Source organism: Martelella sp. FOR1707 (genome assembly GCF_053484265.1).
This window is the reverse complement of the sequence record NZ_JBAKFP010000005.1, coordinates 309,740-330,478: the sequence shown is the minus strand read 5'-3', so window position 1 is coordinate 330,478 and position 20,739 is coordinate 309,740. Positions and strand designations below refer to the sequence as shown.

At 64.0% G+C, this 20,739-nt stretch carries 19 protein-coding genes; 11 read left to right on the top strand and 8 right to left on the bottom strand.

Annotation, left to right across the window (positions count from 1 at the left end):
* Nucleotides 1-56 precede the first annotated feature (56 nt).
* Nucleotides 57-3,023 carry a diguanylate cyclase gene (locus tag V6765_RS15800; RefSeq protein WP_448430438.1) on the top strand — a complete coding sequence of 989 codons (2,967 nt, stop codon included), beginning with the start codon at nucleotides 57-59 and terminating at the stop codon, nucleotides 3,021-3,023.
* Nucleotides 3,024-3,052: 29 nt separating this feature from the next.
* Here V6765_RS15800 and V6765_RS15795 read toward each other — a convergent pair whose 3' ends face one another.
* Nucleotides 3,053-3,961, bottom strand: coding sequence for a polyprenyl synthetase family protein (locus tag V6765_RS15795; protein ID WP_448430436.1), 909 nt, complete (start codon nucleotides 3,959-3,961; stop codon nucleotides 3,053-3,055).
* A gap of 135 nt (nucleotides 3,962-4,096) precedes the next feature.
* Here V6765_RS15795 and V6765_RS15790 point away from each other — a divergent pair, with 135 nt between their 5' ends.
* From V6765_RS15790 to rpmF, 3 genes are all read left to right on the top strand, one after another.
* A complete protein-coding gene (locus V6765_RS15790; protein ID WP_448430434.1) occupies nucleotides 4,097-4,822 on the top strand; it encodes a biosynthetic peptidoglycan transglycosylase in 726 nt (241 codons plus the stop codon).
* Between the two features lie 69 nt (nucleotides 4,823-4,891).
* Nucleotides 4,892-5,539, top strand: a complete 648-nt coding sequence (locus tag V6765_RS15785; protein ID WP_448430432.1) for a glutathione S-transferase family protein — start codon at nucleotides 4,892-4,894, stop codon at nucleotides 5,537-5,539.
* A 168-nt stretch (nucleotides 5,540-5,707) separates the two neighbouring features.
* Nucleotides 5,708-5,893 (top strand): 50S ribosomal protein L32, encoded by a 186-nt coding sequence (gene rpmF / locus V6765_RS15780; protein ID WP_133282438.1) that lies wholly within the window; start codon nucleotides 5,708-5,710, stop codon nucleotides 5,891-5,893.
* A 98-nt stretch (nucleotides 5,894-5,991) separates the two neighbouring features.
* Here rpmF and phaR read toward each other — a convergent pair whose 3' ends face one another.
* Nucleotides 5,992-6,543: a polyhydroxyalkanoate synthesis repressor PhaR gene (gene phaR / locus V6765_RS15775; RefSeq protein WP_448430430.1), complete on the bottom strand. Its 552-nt coding sequence runs from the start codon at nucleotides 6,541-6,543 to the stop codon at nucleotides 5,992-5,994.
* A gap of 199 nt (nucleotides 6,544-6,742) precedes the next feature.
* On the opposite strand from phaR, the gene V6765_RS15770 reads away from it, so the two are divergent.
* The gene (locus V6765_RS15770; RefSeq protein WP_448430428.1) at nucleotides 6,743-7,924 is read left to right on the top strand and encodes an acetyl-CoA C-acetyltransferase; all 1,182 of its coding nucleotides are present in this window, start codon (nucleotides 6,743-6,745) and stop codon (nucleotides 7,922-7,924) included.
* A 147-nt stretch (nucleotides 7,925-8,071) separates the two neighbouring features.
* Here V6765_RS15770 and V6765_RS15765 read toward each other — a convergent pair whose 3' ends face one another.
* The 3 genes from V6765_RS15765 to V6765_RS15755 form a co-directional block, all read right to left on the bottom strand.
* A complete protein-coding gene (locus V6765_RS15765; RefSeq protein ID WP_448430426.1) occupies nucleotides 8,072-8,257 on the bottom strand; it encodes a hypothetical protein in 186 nt (61 codons plus the stop codon).
* A gap of 32 nt (nucleotides 8,258-8,289) precedes the next feature.
* Entirely contained in the window at nucleotides 8,290-8,445 is a 156-nt protein-coding gene (locus tag V6765_RS15760) for a DUF3309 family protein (RefSeq protein ID WP_018067473.1), read from the bottom strand.
* A 238-nt stretch (nucleotides 8,446-8,683) separates the two neighbouring features.
* Complete coding sequence (locus tag V6765_RS15755; RefSeq protein ID WP_448430424.1) at nucleotides 8,684-9,196, bottom strand: DUF6622 family protein; 513 nt, start codon at nucleotides 9,194-9,196, stop codon at nucleotides 8,684-8,686.
* Between the two features lie 79 nt (nucleotides 9,197-9,275).
* Here V6765_RS15755 and V6765_RS15750 point away from each other — a divergent pair, with 79 nt between their 5' ends.
* The 6 genes from V6765_RS15750 to V6765_RS15725 all read left to right on the top strand — a co-directional run bounded on the left by V6765_RS15750 (nucleotide 9,276) and on the right by V6765_RS15725 (nucleotide 16,570).
* A complete protein-coding gene (locus tag V6765_RS15750) occupies nucleotides 9,276-10,085 on the top strand; it encodes a LytTR family DNA-binding domain-containing protein (RefSeq protein ID WP_448430422.1) in 810 nt (269 codons plus the stop codon).
* Nucleotides 10,086-10,447: 362 nt separating this feature from the next.
* Nucleotides 10,448-13,579 carry a helicase-related protein gene (locus tag V6765_RS15745; protein WP_448430928.1) on the top strand — a complete coding sequence of 1,044 codons (3,132 nt, stop codon included), beginning with the start codon at nucleotides 10,448-10,450 and terminating at the stop codon, nucleotides 13,577-13,579.
* 4 nt (nucleotides 13,580-13,583) lie between these two features.
* Nucleotides 13,584-13,967 carry an RNA-binding S4 domain-containing protein gene (locus V6765_RS15740; RefSeq protein ID WP_448430420.1) on the top strand — a complete coding sequence of 128 codons (384 nt, stop codon included), beginning with the start codon at nucleotides 13,584-13,586 and terminating at the stop codon, nucleotides 13,965-13,967.
* A gap of 177 nt (nucleotides 13,968-14,144) precedes the next feature.
* On the top strand, nucleotides 14,145-14,483 hold the full coding sequence (fdxA, locus tag V6765_RS15735; RefSeq protein ID WP_230720070.1) for a ferredoxin FdxA: 339 nt from the start codon (nucleotides 14,145-14,147) through the stop codon (nucleotides 14,481-14,483).
* Between the two features lie 443 nt (nucleotides 14,484-14,926).
* The gene (locus V6765_RS15730) at nucleotides 14,927-15,499 is read left to right on the top strand and encodes a CarD family transcriptional regulator (protein WP_230720069.1); all 573 of its coding nucleotides are present in this window, start codon (nucleotides 14,927-14,929) and stop codon (nucleotides 15,497-15,499) included.
* Nucleotides 15,500-15,706: 207 nt separating this feature from the next.
* Nucleotides 15,707-16,570 carry an RNA polymerase factor sigma-32 gene (locus V6765_RS15725; RefSeq protein WP_448430417.1) on the top strand — a complete coding sequence of 288 codons (864 nt, stop codon included), beginning with the start codon at nucleotides 15,707-15,709 and terminating at the stop codon, nucleotides 16,568-16,570.
* A 17-nt stretch (nucleotides 16,571-16,587) separates the two neighbouring features.
* On the opposite strand, the gene V6765_RS15720 is transcribed toward V6765_RS15725, so the two are convergent.
* From V6765_RS15720 to thiP, 3 genes are all read right to left on the bottom strand, one after another.
* Nucleotides 16,588-18,096 carry a M48 family metalloprotease gene (locus V6765_RS15720; RefSeq protein WP_448430415.1) on the bottom strand — a complete coding sequence of 503 codons (1,509 nt, stop codon included), beginning with the start codon at nucleotides 18,094-18,096 and terminating at the stop codon, nucleotides 16,588-16,590.
* A 103-nt stretch (nucleotides 18,097-18,199) separates the two neighbouring features.
* Nucleotides 18,200-18,847 (bottom strand): thiamine ABC transporter ATP-binding protein, encoded by a 648-nt coding sequence (locus V6765_RS15715; RefSeq protein WP_448430413.1) that lies wholly within the window; start codon nucleotides 18,845-18,847, stop codon nucleotides 18,200-18,202.
* Between the two features lie 14 nt (nucleotides 18,848-18,861).
* The gene (gene thiP, locus V6765_RS15710; RefSeq protein ID WP_448430411.1) at nucleotides 18,862-20,478 is read right to left on the bottom strand and encodes a thiamine/thiamine pyrophosphate ABC transporter permease; all 1,617 of its coding nucleotides are present in this window, start codon (nucleotides 20,476-20,478) and stop codon (nucleotides 18,862-18,864) included.
* Between the last annotated feature and the right edge of the window lie 261 nt (nucleotides 20,479-20,739).

The following is a 20,739-nucleotide window of genomic DNA, read 5'->3' as shown; positions in this document are numbered from 1 at the left end:
GGCCAGTTGTGTGCTATTTGATATTGGAACGGTGAGCCATAAACTGAGAAGGCAGCATGGATGAGACCAGCCTGAGCGAAAATCGCGGCCCGACATCGGCGACAGGCATTTTCCGAAAGCTGGCGACGCCGGTCTTCGCCCTCATTCTGCTGTTAACGACCCTTGCGGCCGGCGCGCTTGCGGCCGAGCCGCTCGACCTCACCGATGAGGAACGGGCCTATATCGCCGCCCACCCGGTGGCGAGCGTCGGGCTCGTGGCCGACAATGAGCCCTATTCCTTCTACCTCAACGGCAAGATCATGGGCTGGTCGGTGGACGTGCTGGACGCGATCTCCGAAATGACCGGACTTGATTTCGCTGTCCGGCTGGGCTTGTGGCCGGAGATATACGGACAATTCCGCCAGGGCGGGCTGGACGCGATCGCGGATATTTCCTTGACCGAAGAGCGCGCGCCCTTCATCGCCTTCACCGAACCCTATCACCTGCGCCGCACCATATTGTTCGAAAATGTCGACAATCCGCTTGGCGACCTCACCGACCTGGAAGCGCTTAAAGAGCGGCGGCTCGGGGTGATCCGCGACATCTACTTCGCCAACGCCTTGAAAGACGCCGGCTTCCAGGTCCAGGAATATGAAAGCTATCGAGACCTGATGGCCGCGGTAGCCTTCGGCTGGGTCGATGGCGCGCTCGGGGCCGAGCTCACCGGCAATTTCTTTATCCGCGACAACGGGTTTACCAATGTGGCGGTCGCCGGCGCGCTCCCGTTGACAGCGGTGTCACTCGAGGACTTCCGGCTTGGCGTTCTCGACCGGCCCGGCGACAACGCGATACTTGCCTCGATCCTGCAAAAGGCCGTGCTGGCGCTACCCGCCGAAACGCTGGACGAAATCACCGGGCGCTGGCTGACCTACCGCACCGGACGCGCGGCGAATGCCGGCCTGCTCAGGCTGCTGCCGGAGGAGCAGGTCTTCATCGAGGAGGCGCCGCCGCTGTCGATCGGCTTCATTATCGACTACCAGCCCTTCAGCTATCTTGAAAACGGACGCGGACAGGGGCTTGCCGTCGACCTCGCCCAGTATATCAGCGCCAGCACGGGGCTTTCGTTCGAGCCGGTCTATGACAATTGGGCCGAACTGTTGCGGCGGTTCAAGGCTGGCGAGCTCGATATCATCACCAATATCTCGTACACCGAAGCGCGCAGCGACTTTACGCTGTTTTCCGACGAATATCACCGCATCCCAAATGCGGTTTTCGTGCGCTCCGGCTTCGGGCCCTACCGGGATATCGCCGATCTTGACGGCAAGCGGATCGGGATCGGCCGCGACATCTATTATGCCGAGGCGGTTTCGGCGCGGTTTGACGACGTGCGCCAATATGACGGCCAGGAAGCGCTGATGCATGCCCTTGCCGATGGCGAGATCGACGCGGCCATCATTTCGCTGAGCAACGGCAATGCCATCATCCGCCGCGACGGTCTGATCAATATCGAGATCGGCGGCGAATTCCTGATGGACGGCGTCGAGCGCGAGGACCTGCGCTTCGGCGTCTCGCCGAAATATCCCTATCTCGCGAGCATTATCGACAGCGTGCTCGCCTCGATCCCGACCGCGCGCTGGCAGGAAATGGAAAACCGCTGGCTCGGCCCGCCACTGGCCGGAATCGACCGCAGCCGGCCCGTGCTCAATGAAATCGAACGCGGCTATCTTGACGCAAAAGGGCCGCTCAGGGTGTGCGTTGATCCGCAATCTCCGCCCTACACACTGATCGAACGCGACGGCGATTTTACCGGCGCGGTTGCCGATATTCTTTCGCTTTTAAGCCAGAATGGCGATTTCTCCTGGCAGATCCAGCCGGTGCCGCTGGCAGACGAAAGCGAACGCAACGCAACCCTGGCCGATTGCGACGTGCTGCCCTTTGTTGTGAATGATGATTTCACCGCGAAGGCGTTCGAGCTAGCGCCTGCCTATCTCGACGTCGCGCTCGCGGTGGCAAGCCCGCTGCAAGCGCCCTTCGTGGAGAGCATGCGCGACCTTGCGGGACAGCGCGTCGGCGTGGTCCCGAGCCATGCGCCGCTGGCTGTCTTGAAGTCGCGCTATCCCGACGTGATCCTCGTTGCGCTCACCAGCGAGAGCAAGGGACTTGATGCCGTGCTCAGGGGCGAGCTTGATGCGGTCGTCGGCCCGCTCGATACGCTCGTCTATCTGATTGCCGCCAAGGGGACCAATGACGTCAAGATCTCGGGCCGGATATCCGAAAACGTCCAGGTGGTCGCCGCCACCGCGGCCGACGAGCCGGCCCTTGGCGATATTTTCGAAAAGCTGATCGCCACGCTCGATCCCACCGAGGTCAACCGCATCCTCAACCGCCAGAAGCTTGCACCGTTCAAGCGCACGATCGACTATCGCCTGCTGTTCGCAACCGCGGCGCTGATCGCCATCGTGTTCCTCGTCTTCCTCTACTGGGTGCGTAAATTAAGACTGCTCAACAGGGCGCTGAACACGGCCAACGACCTGCTGCAACAGACCTCGATCACCGACGGCCTGACCGGGCTCTATAACCGCACCTATTTCATTACCCGCGCCGAAGAGATCTTCGAACAGTGCCAGCGCGATGGCGAGCGCTTTACCCTGGCAATGCTCGATGTCGACCATTTCAAGCCGATCAATGACCGGCTGGGTCATGTTTTCGGGGATGCCTGCCTTGAACATCTCGCCGCAATCTTCCGGTCCCATTTCCTCAGGGACGAAGATCTGGTGGCGCGCTATGGCGGCGAGGAATTCATTGCCTATCACATCGCCGGAGGGCCGCAGGAGATCCACGCTTTTCATGAAAACCTGCGCGCCAAGGTGGAGGCGCGGCCGGTAGAGCATGGGGAGAATGTCGAGCCGCTGACGGTGAGCATCGGCTACTACTCCGCCATTCCCGTGGAAGGCGACACGCTTGACCGCTTCATCGCCGAGGCCGACCAGCGGCTCTACGAAGCCAAGGAAGCCGGGCGCAACCGCGTCATCGGTAACGACTGAGCGCAGCCTTCATCCGCTCCGCGCAGACCTCAGTTCTCGCGTGAGGCCACGAAGCGGGCGGCGGCGATCAGCGTCGCGGCCCGCGCGCCGAAGGGGCTAAGCAGGGCCTCGGCCTCTTCGACCAGCTCCGTCAGCCGGCGTTCCGCCCAGGCATCGCCGTTAAGCGAGACCAGCGTGCCCTTGCCGCGCCCGGCATCCTTGCCGGTTGCCTTGCCCATGGTCTCGGCATCGGCCCTCAGATCGAGAAGGTCGTCGGCAAGCTGGAAGGCAAGGCCGATCACCGCGCCGAACCGGGCAAGCCGGGCACGCTCGTCTATCCCCGCGCCGGCAATGATCGCGCCGGCCTCCGCCGCGAACCGGATCAGCGCGCCGGTCTTCATCGCCTGAAGGGTGACGATTCCGGCCTCGTCCGGCGGGGTCTTTTCCGCCGCCAGATCAAGCGCCTGGCCGCCCGCCATGCCGCCGATGCCCGACGCCCGCGACAGCGCGCTGACAAGGGCAAGACGGGCTGCGGGCTCAAGCCCGGTCGCATCGTCGGCGATGATATCGAAGGCGAGCGTCAGCAGGCTGTCGCCGGCGAGGATCGCGGCGGCCTCGTCGAAGGCCTTGTGCACCGTCGGCCGGCCCCGACGCAGATCGTCGTCATCCATGGCCGGCAGGTCGTCATGGATCAGCGAATAGCAGTGGATGCATTCAAGTGCTGCGGCCACCCTGAGCGCCGCATCCGCCGGCCCGCCGAGAAGCCGGGTGGTCTCGATCACCAGAAACGGGCGGAAGCGTTTGCCGCCGTTCAGCACGCCGTGGCGGATCGCCGCCATCAGCGTTTCCGGCCGCGCGGTTTCGCCGTCAAGCGGCTCGGGGCCGAGCAGTTGGTCGAGGCAGGCTTCGACGTCCTTGCGGGCGCTTTCAAGGCGGGTGGTGAATTCGGTCTCTGACATGGGGCCATGTCTTGGCACGAGGGGGCGCGGCGTTCAAGCGGTTTCGCGCGCGCTTCCATGCACGGGCGCCACGGCTTTTCTTGGCGCCCGCATCACGCTATGGAAGGGGCGGATTTCACGAAAGCTAAAGAACCGATGCGCGACGATGACATGCCGGAAGACGATGAGGATGAGGCTCCCCACCGGTCGCTGTTTCGCCGCCTGATCCGCTATGGCGTGATCGTCATCATCGTGATCGTGCTTTTGCCCTACCTGCTGCTGCCGCTCTACCGGCCTTCCTTCGTGCACCCCGTATCCGTGCCGATGATGACCCGGCTTTTTACCGGTTACGACCGGCAGTGGGTGCCGTTCGATGAGATCGCGCCGGTGCTGGTGCAATCGGTGATGATGTCGGAGGACGGGCAGTTCTGCAATCACGACGGCATCGACTGGGGCGAGTACAAGGCCGTGGTCGAGGATGCGCTGGCCGGCAAGGCGGTGCGTGGGGCGAGCACGATACCGATGCAGACGGTGAAGAACCTCTACCTCTGGAATAGCCGCTCCTATATCCGCAAGGCGCTGGAACTGCCGCTGGCGATCTCCGCCGATATCGTCTGGCCCAAGAAGCGGATCATGGAGATCTATCTCAACATCGCGCAATGGGGACCGGAGACCTTCGGCATCGAGGCGGCGGCGCGCGAACAGTTCGGCGTCTCGGCTTCGGAGCTGACGGCGCGGCAGGCGGCACTGCTCGCCGTTTCGCTGCCCGATCCGGTGGGCCGGCAGGCCGCGGCCCCGAGCCGTCACATGCAGAACCTTGCCGCCCGCGTAGAGCGGCTGGCCGGGCGCTCGGGCGCCTATATCACCTGCCTTTATGACTGACATTCGACATTGTTGTTGGCGCCGGGCGGGAAAATGCGTTTAACTCCCGCGCAAACGGAAGGGTGAAGCATGAGCGATTTGACACTTTATATCGGCAACAAGAAATACTCCTCATGGTCGCTCAGGCCATGGCTGGCGATGGAGGCTGCCGGGATTCCGTTCAAGGAAGTGCTGATCCCGTTCGATTTTCCCGCCGGCAACCCGCGCTTCCGCGAGGTCTCGCCGGTCGGTCAGGTGCCGGTGCTGCATCACGGCAAGTTCCGGGTCTGGGAATCGCTCGCGATCATCGAATATGTCGCCGAACTCTACCCGGAAGCCCAGCTCTGGCCCGTCGACAGGGTGGAGCGGGCGGCGGCGCGCGCGGTCTCGGCCGAAATGCATGCCGGTTTCAGGGCGCTGCGCGGCGCCTGCCCGATGAATTTCGGGCGCAAGCCCGCGCCGATTGCCATCGATGACGCCGTCAAAGCCGATGTCCGGCGCATCGAAACACTGTGGGCCGACGCGCTTGAGGCCTCGGGCGGGCCATTCCTGTTCGGCAGCTTTTCGGCGGCCGATGCGATGTATGCGCCGGTGGTCAACCGCTTCGAAGTCTATGAACTCATCGACAATGCGACATCGCTCGCCTATATGAATGCCATCAAAAGCGTGCCGGCCTTCCAGCGCTGGCGCGACGGCGCGCTTGCCGAAAGCTGGGTGGTTCCCGAAGACGAAGTCTGAGGCCCGGTTTCGTCCCGGTTGCCGCAAGAGTCAAAAAAATGCCGGGGGGACTGGTCAAACGCCGGTTTGCCCTGTATAAGCGCGCCAAATTTCAAGAATTCCAGGGACGATCTTGCGGTGGTTTCACCCGCCGTCGATTGAGCCTTGCGCCTCAAGTGGAGTAGTCCAATGGCTGTACCGAAAAGAAAAACGACCCCGTCCAAGCGCGGTATGCGCCGTGCTGCAGACGCTCTCAAGGCTCCGACCTATGTCGAAGACAAGAACTCCGGCGAACTGCGCCGCCCGCATCATATCGATCTGAAGACCGGCATGTATCGCGGCCGCCAGGTCCTGACGCCGAAGGAAAACGCCTGATCCATCAGGCAGCATTTCCGCTGAATTGAAAAAGCCGTCCCGTGGGGCGGCTTTTTGCTGTTGCGCGTCGAATTCCGGGCGTTTCCGCCCGGCCTCGCTCACATATTGTCGATACGGTCCTGCAGCACCCGCAGCTGGCGGCGCAGGTCATCGAGGTCGCCGGCCGCGGCATTGTGCATGCCTTCGAGTTCTTCCTCTTCCGCCGCATCGCGATACCGTGTCGCGGCGAGGCCCGCCTGACGCGCGGCCTCTTCCTTGCGGTAATATTCGCGTTTCAGCGGATTGGCGTAGAGCGCCTTGTCCATCTGCTCGCGCATATGGGTCTGCTGCTCGGAAAATGCCTTCATGGCGTTGTCGAGAAAGCCCGGCAGCATGGCCTGCATCTGGTCGCCGTAATAGCCGATGATCTCGCGCAGGAATGACACCGGCAGGATCGCCTGATCGGACTTCGCCTCCTGTTCGAAGATGATCTGGGTCAGTACGGTGTGGGTGATGTCGTCGCCGGCCCTGGCGTCCTTCACGGTGAAATCCTCTCCTCTTTTCACCATGTCGGCCAGGTCTTCCAGCGTGACGTAGCTGCTGGTGCCGGTATTGTAGAGCCGGCGGTTCGCGTATTTCTTGATGATTGTCGGTCCGTCGCTTACGGGCATTGTGCCTCCTCCCGCGATCTGTTTCCTCTTCCCGCTCTGATGTAACCTCAAAACCGGCCCCGGTACAATGATTTTGTCGCAATGCAGCGACGCCGGCGGCGGGGTCTTTGCTGCGGGGCAAAGCGGCGGCGGCGGCCCGTTTGACTTCGCAAACCGGCTTCTGCACAGTGCCGCTATCGTGAAATGGGGAGAGAGAAACATGTCCGGTTCGGCCATTATTATTGCAGGCGCGGCGCGCACGCCGATCGGCGTTCTGGGCGGCGCGCTTTCCAGCGTGCCCGCCCATGAGCTGGGGGCCGTGGCGATCGCCGAAGCGCTTGCCCGGTCGGGCGTTTCGCCGGCTGATGTCGACGAGGCGATCCTCGGCCAGGTGCTGACGGCGGGCGCCGGCCAGAACCCCGCCCGTCAGGCGGCGATGGCCGCCGGCATGCCGGCCGAGAAGACCGCCCTCGTCATCAACCAGCTCTGCGGATCGGGGCTTCGGGCCGTCGCGCTCGGCATGCAGCAGATCATCGCCGGCGATGCCGAGATCGTGGTGGCGGGCGGACAGGAATCGATGTCGCTGTCGCCGCATTGCGCCCATCTTCGCAGCGCAACGCGCATGGGCGACGCCGCCATGGTCGACACCATGCTGAAGGACGGGCTGGTCGACGCCTTCTATGGCTATCACATGGGCGTGACGGCGGAAAACATCGCCGAGCGCTGGGGTCTGAGCCGGGCGGTGCAGGACGATTATGCCGCTCGATCGCAAAACCGCGCCGAGGCCGCCCGCGCAGCAGGCCGCTTCGCCGACGAGATCGTGCCGGTCACGGTCGCCGGCCGCAAATCCGAGGTGGTGGTCGATCAGGATGAGGGCATCCGCGAGGGCATGACCGCGCACGCGCTTGAGCGCCTGCGCCCGGCCTTCATGGATGGCGGCAGCGTGACCGCCGGCAATGCCTCCGGCATCAATGACGGCGCGGCGGCGCTGGTGCTGATGGATGCGGCCAATGCCGAAAAGCGCGGCATCGCACCGCTGGCGCGGATCGTGTCATGGGCGACCGCCGGCGTCGATCCGCAGGTGATGGGCACGGGCCCGATCCCGGCATCGCAAAAGGCGCTGGCGAGGACCGGCTGGCAGGTCGGCGATCTCGACCTGATCGAGGCCAACGAGGCGTTTGCGGCGCAGGCCTGTGCGGTGGTGCGCGAACTGGCGCTCGATCCGGAGAAGGTTAATGTCAATGGCGGGGCGATCGCGCTCGGCCATCCAATTGGCGCGTCCGGCGCGCGGGTGTTGACCACGCTGCTTTACGAAATGCGCCGGCGCGACGCGAAAAAGGGCCTCGCCACGCTCTGCATCGGCGGCGGCATGGGTGTTGCGATGTGCGTGGAACGCGCCTGAGCACAAAAGAAAAGGCGTCGCAAAAAGCGACGCCTGGATCGACGAGCGGGGGGATGCTGCGAGCCGATCTTGACGCGACAGCCCTGGGCGCGCGCCGCTTTCGATAAGGATCGCCGGCCGGGGTTCGCCCGACCGGCGCGTTGGCGATCAGTTGGCCGTTGCAGCGCCGATGCCGCCGCCGATCAGGCCGCCCGCCACGGCGCCGCCGGCACTGTTGGTGGCAAGCGCGCCCACGCCCGCGCCGATGCCGGCGCCGGCAGCGGTGTTGCGTTCCTGCGTGGTGCAAGCGGCCAGCGGAAGAATGAATGCGATGGCGATAACGGTCTTCTTCATGATGTCAGGTCTCCAATGTTCTTCAGTCTTTGTCAGATATAGCCCGCCAGAAGCAGGATTATGACGATCAGCAGCACGAGGCCGAGACCGCCGGACGGCCCGTAGCCCCAGTTGGTGGAATAACCCCACCGCGGCAGCGCGCCGATCAGCAGCAATATCAGAATAATAAGAAGAATGGTGCCCAGCATGTGATTGCCCTCTCCGGTCATATGTTCGCAGCCTAAACGCGGCCGGGCAAAATTTTGTTCCCAGCCCATCTTCCGAAGGCGCCGCGGAAAAGGTTAACGGCGGCGCGCGTCCCCCGCGCCAACCGCTTGAAAAATATGGTTAACAAATCCTTCCCGCACCATATCTAGCGGTGAACAAAACCGGAAGATCGACCGGTAAGCGATTCGTCGCTGATTCGTTCCGGCTTTGACCTGAAAGTTAATGCGAAGCACTTTCACCGGCTTTTGCGAACCTCTTTACCTTGAGCAGATAGGCCGCGGCGCGAGCGGTGGAAAAGCCGGTGGCAAGGCCGATGACGGCGTTGACCGCGAGCATGAACGGCACGTTGTTGGCGAGCGCCGGGTTTACGGCGAGGCCGGCATTCTGCGCATAGAGCGCGGCAAACAGCGCCAGAACCATCGCCAGCGTGTGCCATTCGCCCTCGACATGGGCGCGGTTCCCGCCGGCATAGGAAAGCCGATCCTGCGGCCGCAGCATGACCGTCTGCAACGCGCCGACAATGAGGCCGCCGACGAGCCCGACAAGCACCGCATGGGTGTAGTCAAGCGTAGCCAGCCGGTGACCTGCGAGAAACAGAAACAGAAGCGGCAGGATCACGAAGGCGCGCAGATGAACATCGCGCGGATAAAGCCGCTTCACGCCGCGATAGACGAGCAGCGCCAGGATGAGCCAGACGTAAAGGGGCGTGCCGGTGATAATGTCGATAAACATGTCCGCTGTTCCTTTCATCTTCGGGAAACGATAACCTCTGCCGCTGCCATAACATTCCGAGCCAGCGGGAAAACAGGGAATGAACGAACTGCGCGAAAACTTCGCGAATGACAGCGGCCTGCAATTCACGCTTCGCCAGATGCGGCGCGATCTCGCCAATTGGCGGGTGCATGGCCTGCTTCTTATCCTCGCCGCCGTGCTCGCCTGGTCCGGCCCTTTCGATACGCAATCGGCGTTTTCGCTCGCCGGGCGCTTCGCCTTCTGGGCGGCAACCACGTTTCTGACCTATTGGGCGGCGCATTTCTTTGCGAAGTGGACGCGGTTTCACCTGAGAGCCCGCCGGACGCCGCGCCATTACGCGCTTGTGGCCGTCGTTTTTGTCGCGGGCCTTGCCGCCACCATCGCCGTGCTGCCTGTCACGATCGCGGTCGAGGGCCTTGCGGCGCTCGCGCCCGCCGCGATTGCCGCGACCGCGACCCATGCCTTCATCATCGCCACCGCCGCCGTTGCGGCAATGGAGCTTCTTGCGCGCGACGAGTCGGTGGAAGCGGAGACGCCGCAAAGGCCCGAACCGCCGCGACTGCTAACGCGCCTGCCGGTCGAAAAACGCGGACCGCTGATCTCGCTCAGCGTCAGCGACCACTATGTCGAGGTCACCACCGGAGCGGGCCGCCACATGCTGCTGATCCGGTTGAAGGATGCCATCGAGGAGACCGCGCCGACAGCGGGTCTGCAAATCCACCGCTCCCATTGGGTTGCGCTTAAGGCCGTTTCCGCCGTCCGGCGCGAGAACGGCAAGGTGTTCGTCGAAACCACCGCCGGCGACCGCCTCCCCGTCAGCCGTTCCTGTCTCGATGACCTGCGCCAAGCGGGTCTTCTGCCGCGTTGAGGCAAATGGTTAACGCGACGGCCGAATCCGGTCCTCCGCCGGCATCCCGCGAAAAAACCGAATCCAGATGTGGACCGCGCACAGTCCGTTTCCGCAATATCTAGCCGTGAACAAATCGGGAAAATAGCAGAGTCAGCGATTCGTCTGTGATTCGTTCGCATCTGTTCCAAAACTTAACGGAACGGCGTTTTCGCAGCCGAAATCCGGAGGGCCCTCTTGCTTGTCGGCGATCGGCAGGCCATCTATAGGCGAGCGACCGCTGCGGGCCGATGGAGCCGGCCCGCGCGGATATCAAAGACCGTCGGGGGCGAGACTTTGGCCCCGGCCATATCATTCGGGACCGGACATTGAATTCTGAAGCAATGATCTTGAGCGGGCGCGGCGTTACCGCGATGCTCGGTCCGACCAATACCGGCAAGACCCATTTCGCGATCGAGCGCATGGTGGCGCATTCCTCCGGCGTCATCGGCCTGCCGCTGCGCCTTCTGGCGCGCGAGGTCTATACCCGCATCGTCGAACGCGTCGGCGTCAACAATGTCGCGCTGATCACCGGCGAGGAGAAAATCGCCCCGCCCAAGGCGCGCTTCAGCGTCTGCACCGTGGAAGCCATGCCGCGCGAGGCCGATGTCGCCTTCGTCGCCATCGACGAGGTGCAGCTCGCCAGCGACATGGAGCGCGGCCACATCTTCACCGACCGCATTCTGCATCTGCGCGGACGCGAGGAAACGCTGCTTCTCGGCTCGTCGACCATGCGGCCGATCCTGCAGAAACTGCTTCCCGGCATTTCCGTGGTCGAGCGGCCCCGGCTGTCGCAGCTTTTCTATGCCGGCCAAAAGCGGATCACGCGCCTGCCGCGGCGCTCCGCCGTCGTCGCCTTTTCCACCGACGAGGTCTATGCGATCGCCGAGCTGATCCGCCGCCAGCGCGGCGGCGCGGCCGTGGTGCTGGGCGCGCTTTCGCCGCGCACCCGCAACGCCCAGGTCGAGCTCTACCAGAACGGCGACGTCGAATATCTGGTGGCGACCGACGCGATCGGCATGGGGCTCAATCTCGATGTCGACCACGTCGCCTTCGCCCAGGACCGCAAGTTCGACGGCCATCAGTACCGCAACCTCAATCCCGGCGAACTCGGCCAGATCGCGGGCCGCGCCGGACGCCACATGCGCGACGGCACGTTCGGCGTCACCAGCCGGGTCGCGCCATTCGACGATGAACTCGTGGAACGGCTGCAATCACACCAGTTCGATCCCGTCCGCGTGCTGCAATGGCGTTCCAAGGCGCTCGATTTCTCCTCGCTCGACAGCCTGAAGGCGAGCCTTGACGACGTACCGCGCGTGCCGGGCCTGACGCGGGCCCTGCCGGCAGTCGACCAGCGCGCGCTCGAATTTCTGGCGCGCAATCCCGACGTTGCCGGCAAGGCCGATCGCCGCGCCCGCATCGAGCTTTTGTGGGAGGCGTGCGCGCTGCCGGATTATCGCCGGATCACCCCCGCCCAGCATGCCGAACTGATCGCCTCGCTCTATCTGGACCTTGTCCAGCACGGCACGGTGGACGAGGATTTTCTGGCAAAGCAGGTAAAACACGCCGACCGGATCGATGGCGAAATCGACACGCTGTCGGCGCGGATTGCCCAGATCAGAACATGGACTTATGTTTCGAACCGGCCCGGATGGCTTGCCGATCCGACACACTGGCAGGAAAAGACACGGAAAATCGAGGATCGGCTGTCAGATGCGCTGCATGAGAGGTTGACGAAACGCTTCGTTGACCGCAGGACATCTGTGCTGATGAAGCGCCTGAGAGAGAATGCGATGCTTGAAGCTGAAGTGAGCGTGAATGGTGATGTCTTTGTCGAAGGACATCATGTGGGGGAACTGGCGGGCTTCCGTTTCAAAGCCGTGTCCGGGGCCGAGGGTCCCGATGCCAAGGCGATCGAAGCGGCGGCGCTGAAGGCGCTCGCGCTGGAGTTCGAGGCGCGCGCCGCGCGGCTGCATGCCTCCGGCAATGGCGACCTGGCGCTTGATGCGTCGGGCACCGTGCGCTGGCTCGGCGATCCCGTGGCCCGGCTTGTCGCCTCCGACAACGTGTTGCGCCCGCGCGTGATCCTGCTTGCCGACGAGCAGCTGACCGGTCCGGCGCGCGATCATGTCGCAGCCCGTATCGAACGCTACGTCAATCACCAGATCCAGACCGTGCTGAAGCCGCTCGACGATCTCGCCAATGCCGAGGATCTCGAAGGCATTGCCCGCGGCCTCGCCTTCCAGCTTGTCGAAGCCTACGGCGTGCTGTTCCGCCGCGATGTCGCCAATGAGGTCAAGTCGCTGGATCAGGATGCGCGCGCCTCGCTGCGCCGCTACGGCGTGCGGTTCGGCGCCTATCACGTGTTCATGCCCGCTTTGCTGAAGCCGGCGCCGGCGGAGATGATCACGCTGCTTTGGGCGCTGAAGAATGACGGACTTGAGAAGCCCGGCTATGGCGACCTGATTTCGGTGCTGGCCGCCGGCCGCACCTCGGTCGTCACCGATCCGTCCTATGAGCGCGAATTCTACAAGCTCGCCGGTTTCCGCTTCCTCGGAAAGCGCGCCGTGCGCATCGACATTCTCGAGCGTCTCGCCGACCTCATCCGCCCGCTGACGCAGTGGAAGCCGGAAGGCGGTTCGCCCCGGCCGGAAGGCGCGTTCGACGGTCGCCGCTTCGTCACCACGCCGGCGATGATGTCGATCCTCGGCGCGACCGCCGATGATATGGAGGAAATCCTCAAGGGCCTCGGCTATCGCGCCGACATCGCCTCGGAAGAAGAGGTCGCGACCCTTGCCGAAATCCAGGCCGCGCGCGATGCCGAAAAGGCCGCCCGCCAGGCCCCGAGCGGCGTGACTGTGGAAACCGTCGCCAAGAAGGCCGTCGCGGAAAAGCCCGTCGAAGCCGAAAAGCCTGCCGAAGAAACTGTCGATTCATCGACGGCGAGCGAGGAATCCGCTGCGGTCGAGTCGGCAGACAACGAAGCAGCCTCCCCGGCGGAAACGGAAGCCGCCGAGGCTGAAACCGCGCAGCCGACCGCCACGCCGGCTGAAGAACCGGCGAGCTCGGACAGCGCCCGCGCCGCCGAAAAGGCTGAAGAGACCGGCGAGACAACGGGCGATGACAAGCCGGAAGAAGAGCCCAAGCCTGTCCTTCTCTGGCGCCAGGCCGGCCGCAATGAACGCAACGCCCGTCCCCAGCATGGCCGTGGCCAGCAGCGCGGCGAAGGCCGCGGGCGCGGGCAGCAGGGCGGCCGCAAGGGCGGTGGCGAGGCCGGTGAGAACCGCGGCGACGGCGAGCGTTTCGGCAGGAACGACCGCGGCGGAAAGGGCGGGAAAGGCGGCAAGGGCCCGCGCCGCGACCGCAAGGACGATCACGCGAACCAGCGCCCGCCGCGCCGCGAAAAGGACAAGCCGATCGATCCCGATTCGCCGTTCGCCAAGCTTGCCGCCCTGAAAGAGCAGATGAAGCGCTAGAACCATGGACGAGGCCGCCGAAAAACAGCGTATCGACAAATGGCTGTTCTTCGCGCGCATCGTAAAATCGCGCTCGCTGGCGCAGAAACTGGTGCGCGACGGCCATGTCCGGCTCAACGGTTCGCGGGTCATCCGCCCGAGCGTCGATGTCGGCGACGGCGACAAGCTCGTCGTTGCGCTGGAGCGACGCGATGTCCACGTGATTGTGCGCGCGCCCGGCACTCGCCGGGGGCCGTTTGCCGAAGCGCAGACGCTCTACGAGGATATCAGCCCACCGCCGGAAGCGCGTGAAAAGCTCAACGCCTTCGAACAGGCCCAGCGGGTCCCCGGTTCCGGCCGGCCGACCAAGAAGGAGCGCCGCGACCTTTCGAAACTGCGCGGCGACTGAATTGTCGGCGCGGGTTTGGAAAGTTCTACCCGTCACGCCCCGGTTTCGAGCATGAAATGGTCTTGCCCGGCCGTTTGAAAGCCGGTAGTTCCGGGCAGAGTTTATGGGTGCGAAGCCCGCGGCGAACCGGTTTTCGGTTTCAATGGGCGCGCGCCGGCCGCTTTTCTGGAGTCTTTCATGACCTATGTCGTGACCGATAATTGCATCAAGTGCAAATATACCGATTGTGTCGAAGTCTGCCCGGTGGACTGTTTCTACGAGGGCGAGAATTTTCTCGTCATCCACCCCGATGAGTGCATCGATTGCGGCGTCTGCGAGCCGGAATGTCCCGCCGAGGCGATCAAGCCCGATACCGAGCCCGGCCTCGACAAGTGGTTGAAGCTGAACGCCGATTTTTCCGAATCCTGGCCCAACATCACCATCAAGAAAGAGCCGCTGCCCGAGGCGGAGGAGATGGACGGCGTCGAAAACAAGTTCGAGAAATTCTTCTCCGACAAGCCCGGCGCGGGCGACTGAGCGTCGCGCCGACCGGCTTATTCCGGCATGCCCCGGTAATTGACGCATCGTCAACGACCGCAGCTTTTTTTCCGGCCGGGGCACAATTTTGGGCTTGGCGAAGCGCGCCAATTCGGTTACGTGTCGGCCATGGACCACCCTCCCGCCGGTGACGATGCGTCACGGGTGCACGGCTCATTGATTTCTGCTGCGTGACATGCTATATAATTGGCACTGACCCATAAAACGGCAGCTTTGTCTTAAAAGCCGAAGAAAGAAATCAATCCAAACGTCGAATAATCGGAATTTTTGAGGGCCTTGCCTTCAGATCGGGATTTCGCGTCGCTTTTCGTTGCCCGTTCGATGGAAACAGTGGGTGGCAACCTCCGTTGCCCCACCCTCCGGATCATGCATGTCCGGAACCGGCGCCCGCCGGATGCGTAACAGGGAGTTTTTGAAAGCCTATGACAGTACAACAGAAAAAACCTGCCGGCCGCCACGGTTTCAAGCCCGGCGAGTCGATCGTCTACCCTGCCCACGGCGTTGGCACGATCAGCGCGATCGAGGAGCAGGAAGTGGCCGGCATGAAGCTCGAGCTTTTCGTCATCGAATTCGACAAGGACAAGATGCGCCTGAAGGTGCCGGTGGCCAAGGCCATGAGCATCGGCATGCGCAAGCTGTCGGAGACCGATTTCGTCGAGCGCGCGCTGAAGGTTGTGCAGGGCAAGGCCCGCGTGAAGCGCACCATGTGGTCGCGCCGCGCGCAGGAATATGACGCCAAGATCAATTCCGGCGACCTGATCTCGATCGCCGAGGTGGTCCGCGATCTCTATCGCGCCGAGAACCAGCCCGAGCAGTCCTATTCCGAACGCCAGCTCTATGAGGCGGCGCTTGACCGCATGGCGCGCGAAATCGCCGCCGTCAACAAGATGTCGGAAACCGAGGCTGTCCGCCTGATCGAAACCCACCTTGCCAAGGGCCCCAAGCGCGGCAAGGCGGCGGAAGACGAAGACGACGCCCGCGAGGAAGCGGCCTGATCAAGGCGCTTCCAGCAGTGTATCGAATGAAAAATCCGGTCTTTTAGGCCGGATTTTTTTATGATCCAGCCCTTTGAACTGAAAAAATGAATTCTACGTTGAACTAAATGGCCCCGCTTTGCGTTGATCTTTTCGAGGAGCAACGGATGCGCTTGTCGTCCCGAAGCCCTCGTTGGCCCAAACAACGCGCCTTCCGGGAGCCACGCCATGGATATCGACGTACAGGACCACCGCATTGCCAGCGCAGCAATGGCAGCGCCTTATCTCTCACGCGAACAGGAAACCGAGCTTGCCACCCGCTGGCGGGTGAAGGACGACAGCGATGCGCGCGACGATATCGCGATGGCGCATCTGCGGCTGGTGGTCTCGATGGCCGGCAAGTTCCGCGGCTTCGGCCTTCCCAAGTCGGATCTGGTGCAGGAAGGCTATGTCGGCCTTCTGGAAGCGGCCGCACGGTTCGATCATCAGCGCGGCGTCAGGTTTTCGACCTATGCAAGCTGGTGGGTCCGGGCCTCAATGCAGGATTACGTGTTGCGCAACTGGTCGATCGTACGCGGCGGCACCAGCTCCACCCAGAAAGCGCTGTTCTTCAAGCTTCGTCGCCTGCGCGCAAAGATCGCCGCGCGCGACCGCAGCATGAGCTCGCAGGCGATCTACGAAGAAATCGCCGCCAGCCTCGGCGTTTCGGTCTCGGACGTGCAGGTCATGGACGCCCGGCTTTCCGGCAATGACGCCTCGCTTCAGGCCCCCGTCGGCAATGACGGCGAAGAGGGCGCCGAGCGGATCGACCTTCTGGTTTGCGACGCGCCGCTGCCCGAGGAGCAGGTCTCCGGCATCATCGATGGCGAACGGCTTCATCTGCGGCTGAAGCGCGCCCTGACCAAGCTGACCGCCCGGGAAAACCGCGTGATCCGCGCCCGCAAGCTTGCCGACGACAGCGCCACGCTCGCCGAACTCGGCGCGGAGCTTGGCATCTCCAAGGAACGCGTCCGCCAGATCGAAACCAGGGCGCTTGAAAAGCTGAAGATGGCGATGACATCCGAAAACACCGGGGAACTGGCGATCGCCTGAAGGCGTTGGCCCGCCCGTTACTGCGAAACGATCTTCACTGTTTCGCCCGCCGACAGCGTTGCGCCCGGCGGCAGCGCGTTCAGCACCTGAAACAGCGCGAGCTTGCGGTTGGTGCCCATCATCTTCGCGGCGAGGCTGGCGACCGTGTCGCCCGGCTGAACGGTGACGATGCGAATTCTCAATGGCTTCAGATCGGCGGCCTCGGCGGGCGACAGCTTGCGGAACGAAGACCGCACGGAAAAGGCGGTATCCTCCAGCGCGCCGCTGCCGCGCGGTGCGGCGGTCAGCAGGCGATAGATATCGCCGCCATCGCGGATAACCGTGACATCGAACACCCAGTCGCCGGCAACCGCCTTCGCGGTCGCGGCCGGCATGCCGTTGACGGTGGTCGACTGGACCGAGCCATCGACCAGCCCCGTCACCCAGCCGCTCCTGATATATTCCTCGAGATCGCGCCGGCCATTGGCCTTGACCCCATCGAAACGGATAGCGACATCGCCGGGTCCGGTGGCGACCACCGCATTGGCCTTGTCCGTCATCACGAAACCAGGCGGCACCTGGAAGGCGATCTGCAGCTTGGGATGATAGAAATCGCGGTTGCGGATATAGCCCTGGTCCGGATTGCTGCCGTAAAGCAGCCCGTTGATTCCGTTCAGGAAATAATCGCGGCCGACTTCCGAGGCGCCGACATTGTCATAGAGCGCGGCCTGCTGGGCGGCAAGTTCGATACGGCGCGGCGTGTTGGGATGGCTCGACAGGAAGTCGAGGCTCTCGCCCTCCGCGCCCGCCGATTCATACTGCGCATAGGCCGCCATCGAGCGCAGGAAACGCGAGGCGGCATAGGGGTCGTAGCCGGCTTCCGCCAGCATGCGGATGCCGATCGCGTCGGCTTCCAGCTCCTGCTGGCGCGAGAAGGCGGCAAGGCGCATCTTGCCGCGCGCGGCGATCTGGTCGACCTCCGGATTGCCCGGCAGAACCTCGGAAATCACCTCGTTGGAAATCGCTTCCGCTTCCTCGCGGCGCTGGCGCTCAATGCCGTGATTGGCGGTGACATGCGCCATCTCGTGCGACAGCACGGCGGCGATCTCGGAGGCATCGGTGGCAAGCGCCAGCAGCCCGCGCGTGACATAGAGATAGCCGCCCGGCAGCGCAAAGGCATTGATGCTGGGCGAATTGAGGATGGTGATCCGGTAGGTCTGGCGCGGATTCTCCGAAACCGCCGTCAGCGCGCCGGCCACGCGGGCCACCAGTTTTTCCACCTGCGGGTCGCGGTACTGGCCGCCATAGCTCTCGAGAATGCGCGGATGCTCGCGCGCGCCCATCGCCGCGTTCGGATCGTTGCGGGTCAGCGCGTCGACGGTCTGCTCGGCGCTGGCAGGCGTTTCCGGCAGGATGAAGAAGGTATCGTTGGTCTGGCACGAGGCGAGCCCCAGCGCCGCGATCAATACGAACACGGATGGCCGCACTCCCGGCAGGAAGCGCCTGCGTCTGTCTTGCGTGAGGCCGCGGCCGACCTTATTCACCATGCCTGTCGCGTCCGGATGAACGCGTCCCTGATCACTGCGGTCCGGCGAAAGCCGCCCGGCGCCTGTTTTACTTTATCATATTTGTCGTTTCGTGCGCCAAGGGTCAATAGCGCGCGGAAAGTCGCCCGTTCTCGACAACCAGCCGGTGGTCGGCGATCGCCTCCACCTCGTCCGGCTCGTGCGAGACGATAACGACGGTATTGCCGGATTCGCGGTGAAGTTCAAGCAGCAGCCTGCCCATCTCGCCGCGCATATCGGGATCGAGCGCCGCGAATGGCTCGTCGAGCAGCAGAACCGGCCGGTCGCGTACCAGTGCCCGCGCAAACGCGGCGCGCTGGCGTTCACCGCCCGATAGTGTCGCGGGCTTGCGCCCGTCATAGCCTTCGAGCCCGACCCGTTTCAACGCGTCGCACACTTCCTCCCGTCCGGCCTCATCGAGCTTCAGCGCCGGGTCCAGGCCGAGGCCGACATTGGTGAAGATATCGAGATGGGCGAACAGGTTGTTTTCCTGAAACACCACCGTCACCGGGCGATCGGAGACGTGCAGCCCGTTCATCCGCTCGCCGGCAATCAGGATGTCGCCGCTGTCGGGCTTTTCGAAGCCCGCGATCAGGTTCAGCAGCGTCGTCTTGCCGGAGCCGGAGCGGCCGGTCACCGCGCTCACCTTTGCGCCCTCGATCTGGCCATCGAAGCGGAAATCCTTGTCGCCGAGTTTGAGGGCAACATCGTCAAGCGTGATATCGACGGGCATGGTCGCTTTCCCTTTCATCGCGCGGCCTGCCGGCGCGTGCCGGCGACCATCAGGATAAGGCAGATCGCGCCGAGGATCAGCGCCAGCCCGTTGGCATCCGCCGTGCGATAGCTGCCGAGCCGGCTGTAGAGCAGCCAGGGCAGCGTGGTCAGGTCATCGCCGCCAAACAGCGCCACCGCGCCGAGATCGCCGAGCGACAGCGCCATGGCGAAGGAGAGCGCCGTCAGAAGCGGCCGTTTCAGCCCTGGCCAGTCGACAATGCGCAGCCGAGAGAGACCAGAAAGGCCGAGACTTGCCGCAAGCCGCGCGGTGCGCGCCCTGTGAACCGCGATCGCCGGCTGCAGCACCCGCAGCACGAAGGGCAGCGCCATCAGCGCGTTGATGCCGGCGACCACCAGCGGCGCGGCCGCATCGGTCAGCCCGAAGGGGCGGAGCAGCAGAAACCAACCGGTGCCCAGCACGATCGGCGGCACCAGCAGCACCAGAGATCCCATCGCAGCCATCGTCGCGCTGAAACCCTTCTCGACGGCGCTCGGACGTTTTGCCGCTGCCACCGCGCCTGTCGCGGCAATGAAGGCGAGCGCCACGAGAAGCGAGAGCAGTGCCGCACCAAGCGCAATCGAAAGGCTGGTCGCCGTCGCCCGCAGAAAAATCCTTTCGCCGAGCAGCTTGATGAGGTCGGCCTCCACGCCCTTGATGACGATCATGGCGAGCGGGAGCGCGAGGGCAACCGTGAACAGCGCGATGATGGTGGCGTCGGCCAGCGCCTTCAGCCGGCCAGCGCCATCCGGGCGGGCGATGGCGGTGTCGGCACTTGTGCCGGGATCGTCGGCCTTGGGCAGAAAGGCGAGCGCGATCAGCACCAGGCCGGTCAGCGCGATCTGCATGCCTGCAAGGGCGACGGCGCGGGCGGGATTGAAATCGAAGCGCAGCGCCTGATAGATCGCGACCTCGATCGTGGTCGCCGCCGGTCCGCCGCCGAGAATGAGCACCAGCGTGAACGAGGTGGCGCACAGCATGAAGATCAGCCCGGCGACGCCGGCGATCAGCGGCGCGATCACCGGCCATTCGACAAAGCGGAACACCGCGCGGCCGGGCATGGCGAGCATCGCCGCCGATTTGAAATATTCCTGCGGCACCCGCTCCAGCCCCGCCAGAAACAGGCGGGCGGCGAGCGGCAGGTTGAAATAGACATGGGCCAGCAGAATGCCCTGCAGACCGTAGATCTGGAGCGGGCGACCGAAACCGGCCAGCGTCAGCAGATCGTTGAATATCCCCTGCCGGCCCCAGATACCGATCAGCCCCAGCGCGCCGATCAACACCGGCAGGCCGAGCGGCACCGCCATCAGCCGCACGATCCACAGCCGGCCCGGAAAATGCGGACGCCGCGCCAGCGCCAGCGCAACCGGAATGGCCAGCGCCACCGAAATCAGCGTCGACAGCGTGGCCTGCCAGAGCGTGAAGCGCAGGATGCGCCAGACATAGGGCTCCTCGAACACCGCCACCGAAGCCTGCAGCCGCCCGAACCCGGAAAGCGCTATAATGGCGATCGCGATAAAGCCGATGACGCCGGCGAGGGCTGCGATGCCGTAGCCATAGCTGCGGCGGCGTTCGGAGGAGGACATCAGCATGGCGCGGCCCTCTCGCTCAGGCGCAGGCGGGCGGATGAGCCCGGCAGCGCGTGGAGAATGAATCTGCAGCCTTGTGCTGGACCCGTCGGCCACCTCGCCTTTCAGGGAGCGGGTCTATTGCGTATGTGCCGCGCGTCTTGCTTCCAGTATTCTCTCCCGCTGGCGGGAGAGATGCCCCGAGAGGGGCAGTGAGGGTGGCGCGGCGTATCAGATCGTGAGGGCGTTTGCGGGGAAAGACTCCCCCCTCACTGTCGCTGTCGC

What these genes read in the sequence shown, in the direction of transcription:
- fdxA (WP_230720070.1), top strand. Translation starts at nt 14,145, where the DNA reads ATGACCTATGTCGTGACCGATAATTGCATCAAGTGCAAATATACCGAT.
- V6765_RS15760 (WP_018067473.1), bottom strand. Translation starts at nt 8,445, where the DNA reads ATGCTGGGCACCATTCTTCTTATTATTCTGATATTGCTGCTGATCGGC.
- rpmF (WP_133282438.1), top strand. Translation starts at nt 5,708, where the DNA reads ATGGCTGTACCGAAAAGAAAAACGACCCCGTCCAAGCGCGGTATGCGC.
- V6765_RS15740 (WP_448430420.1), top strand. Translation starts at nt 13,584, where the DNA reads ATGGACGAGGCCGCCGAAAAACAGCGTATCGACAAATGGCTGTTCTTC.
- V6765_RS15730 (WP_230720069.1), top strand. Translation starts at nt 14,927, where the DNA reads ATGACAGTACAACAGAAAAAACCTGCCGGCCGCCACGGTTTCAAGCCC.
- V6765_RS15770 (WP_448430428.1), top strand. Translation starts at nt 6,743, where the DNA reads ATGTCCGGTTCGGCCATTATTATTGCAGGCGCGGCGCGCACGCCGATC.
- V6765_RS15720 (WP_448430415.1), bottom strand. Translation starts at nt 18,096, where the DNA reads ATGGTGAATAAGGTCGGCCGCGGCCTCACGCAAGACAGACGCAGGCGC.
- V6765_RS15785 (WP_448430432.1), top strand. Translation starts at nt 4,892, where the DNA reads ATGAGCGATTTGACACTTTATATCGGCAACAAGAAATACTCCTCATGG.
- V6765_RS15800 (WP_448430438.1), top strand. Translation starts at nt 57, where the DNA reads ATGGATGAGACCAGCCTGAGCGAAAATCGCGGCCCGACATCGGCGACA.
- V6765_RS15745 (WP_448430928.1), top strand. Translation starts at nt 10,448, where the DNA reads ATGATCTTGAGCGGGCGCGGCGTTACCGCGATGCTCGGTCCGACCAAT.
- V6765_RS15755 (WP_448430424.1), bottom strand. Translation starts at nt 9,196, where the DNA reads ATGTTTATCGACATTATCACCGGCACGCCCCTTTACGTCTGGCTCATC.
- phaR (WP_448430430.1), bottom strand. Translation starts at nt 6,543, where the DNA reads ATGCCCGTAAGCGACGGACCGACAATCATCAAGAAATACGCGAACCGC.
- V6765_RS15765 (WP_448430426.1), bottom strand. Translation starts at nt 8,257, where the DNA reads ATGAAGAAGACCGTTATCGCCATCGCATTCATTCTTCCGCTGGCCGCT.
- V6765_RS15725 (WP_448430417.1), top strand. Translation starts at nt 15,707, where the DNA reads ATGGATATCGACGTACAGGACCACCGCATTGCCAGCGCAGCAATGGCA.
- V6765_RS15715 (WP_448430413.1), bottom strand. Translation starts at nt 18,847, where the DNA reads ATGCCCGTCGATATCACGCTTGACGATGTTGCCCTCAAACTCGGCGAC.
- V6765_RS15790 (WP_448430434.1), top strand. Translation starts at nt 4,097, where the DNA reads ATGCGCGACGATGACATGCCGGAAGACGATGAGGATGAGGCTCCCCAC.
- V6765_RS15795 (WP_448430436.1), bottom strand. Translation starts at nt 3,961, where the DNA reads ATGTCAGAGACCGAATTCACCACCCGCCTTGAAAGCGCCCGCAAGGAC.
- V6765_RS15750 (WP_448430422.1), top strand. Translation starts at nt 9,276, where the DNA reads ATGAACGAACTGCGCGAAAACTTCGCGAATGACAGCGGCCTGCAATTC.
- thiP (WP_448430411.1), bottom strand. Translation starts at nt 20,478, where the DNA reads ATGCTGATGTCCTCCTCCGAACGCCGCCGCAGCTATGGCTACGGCATC.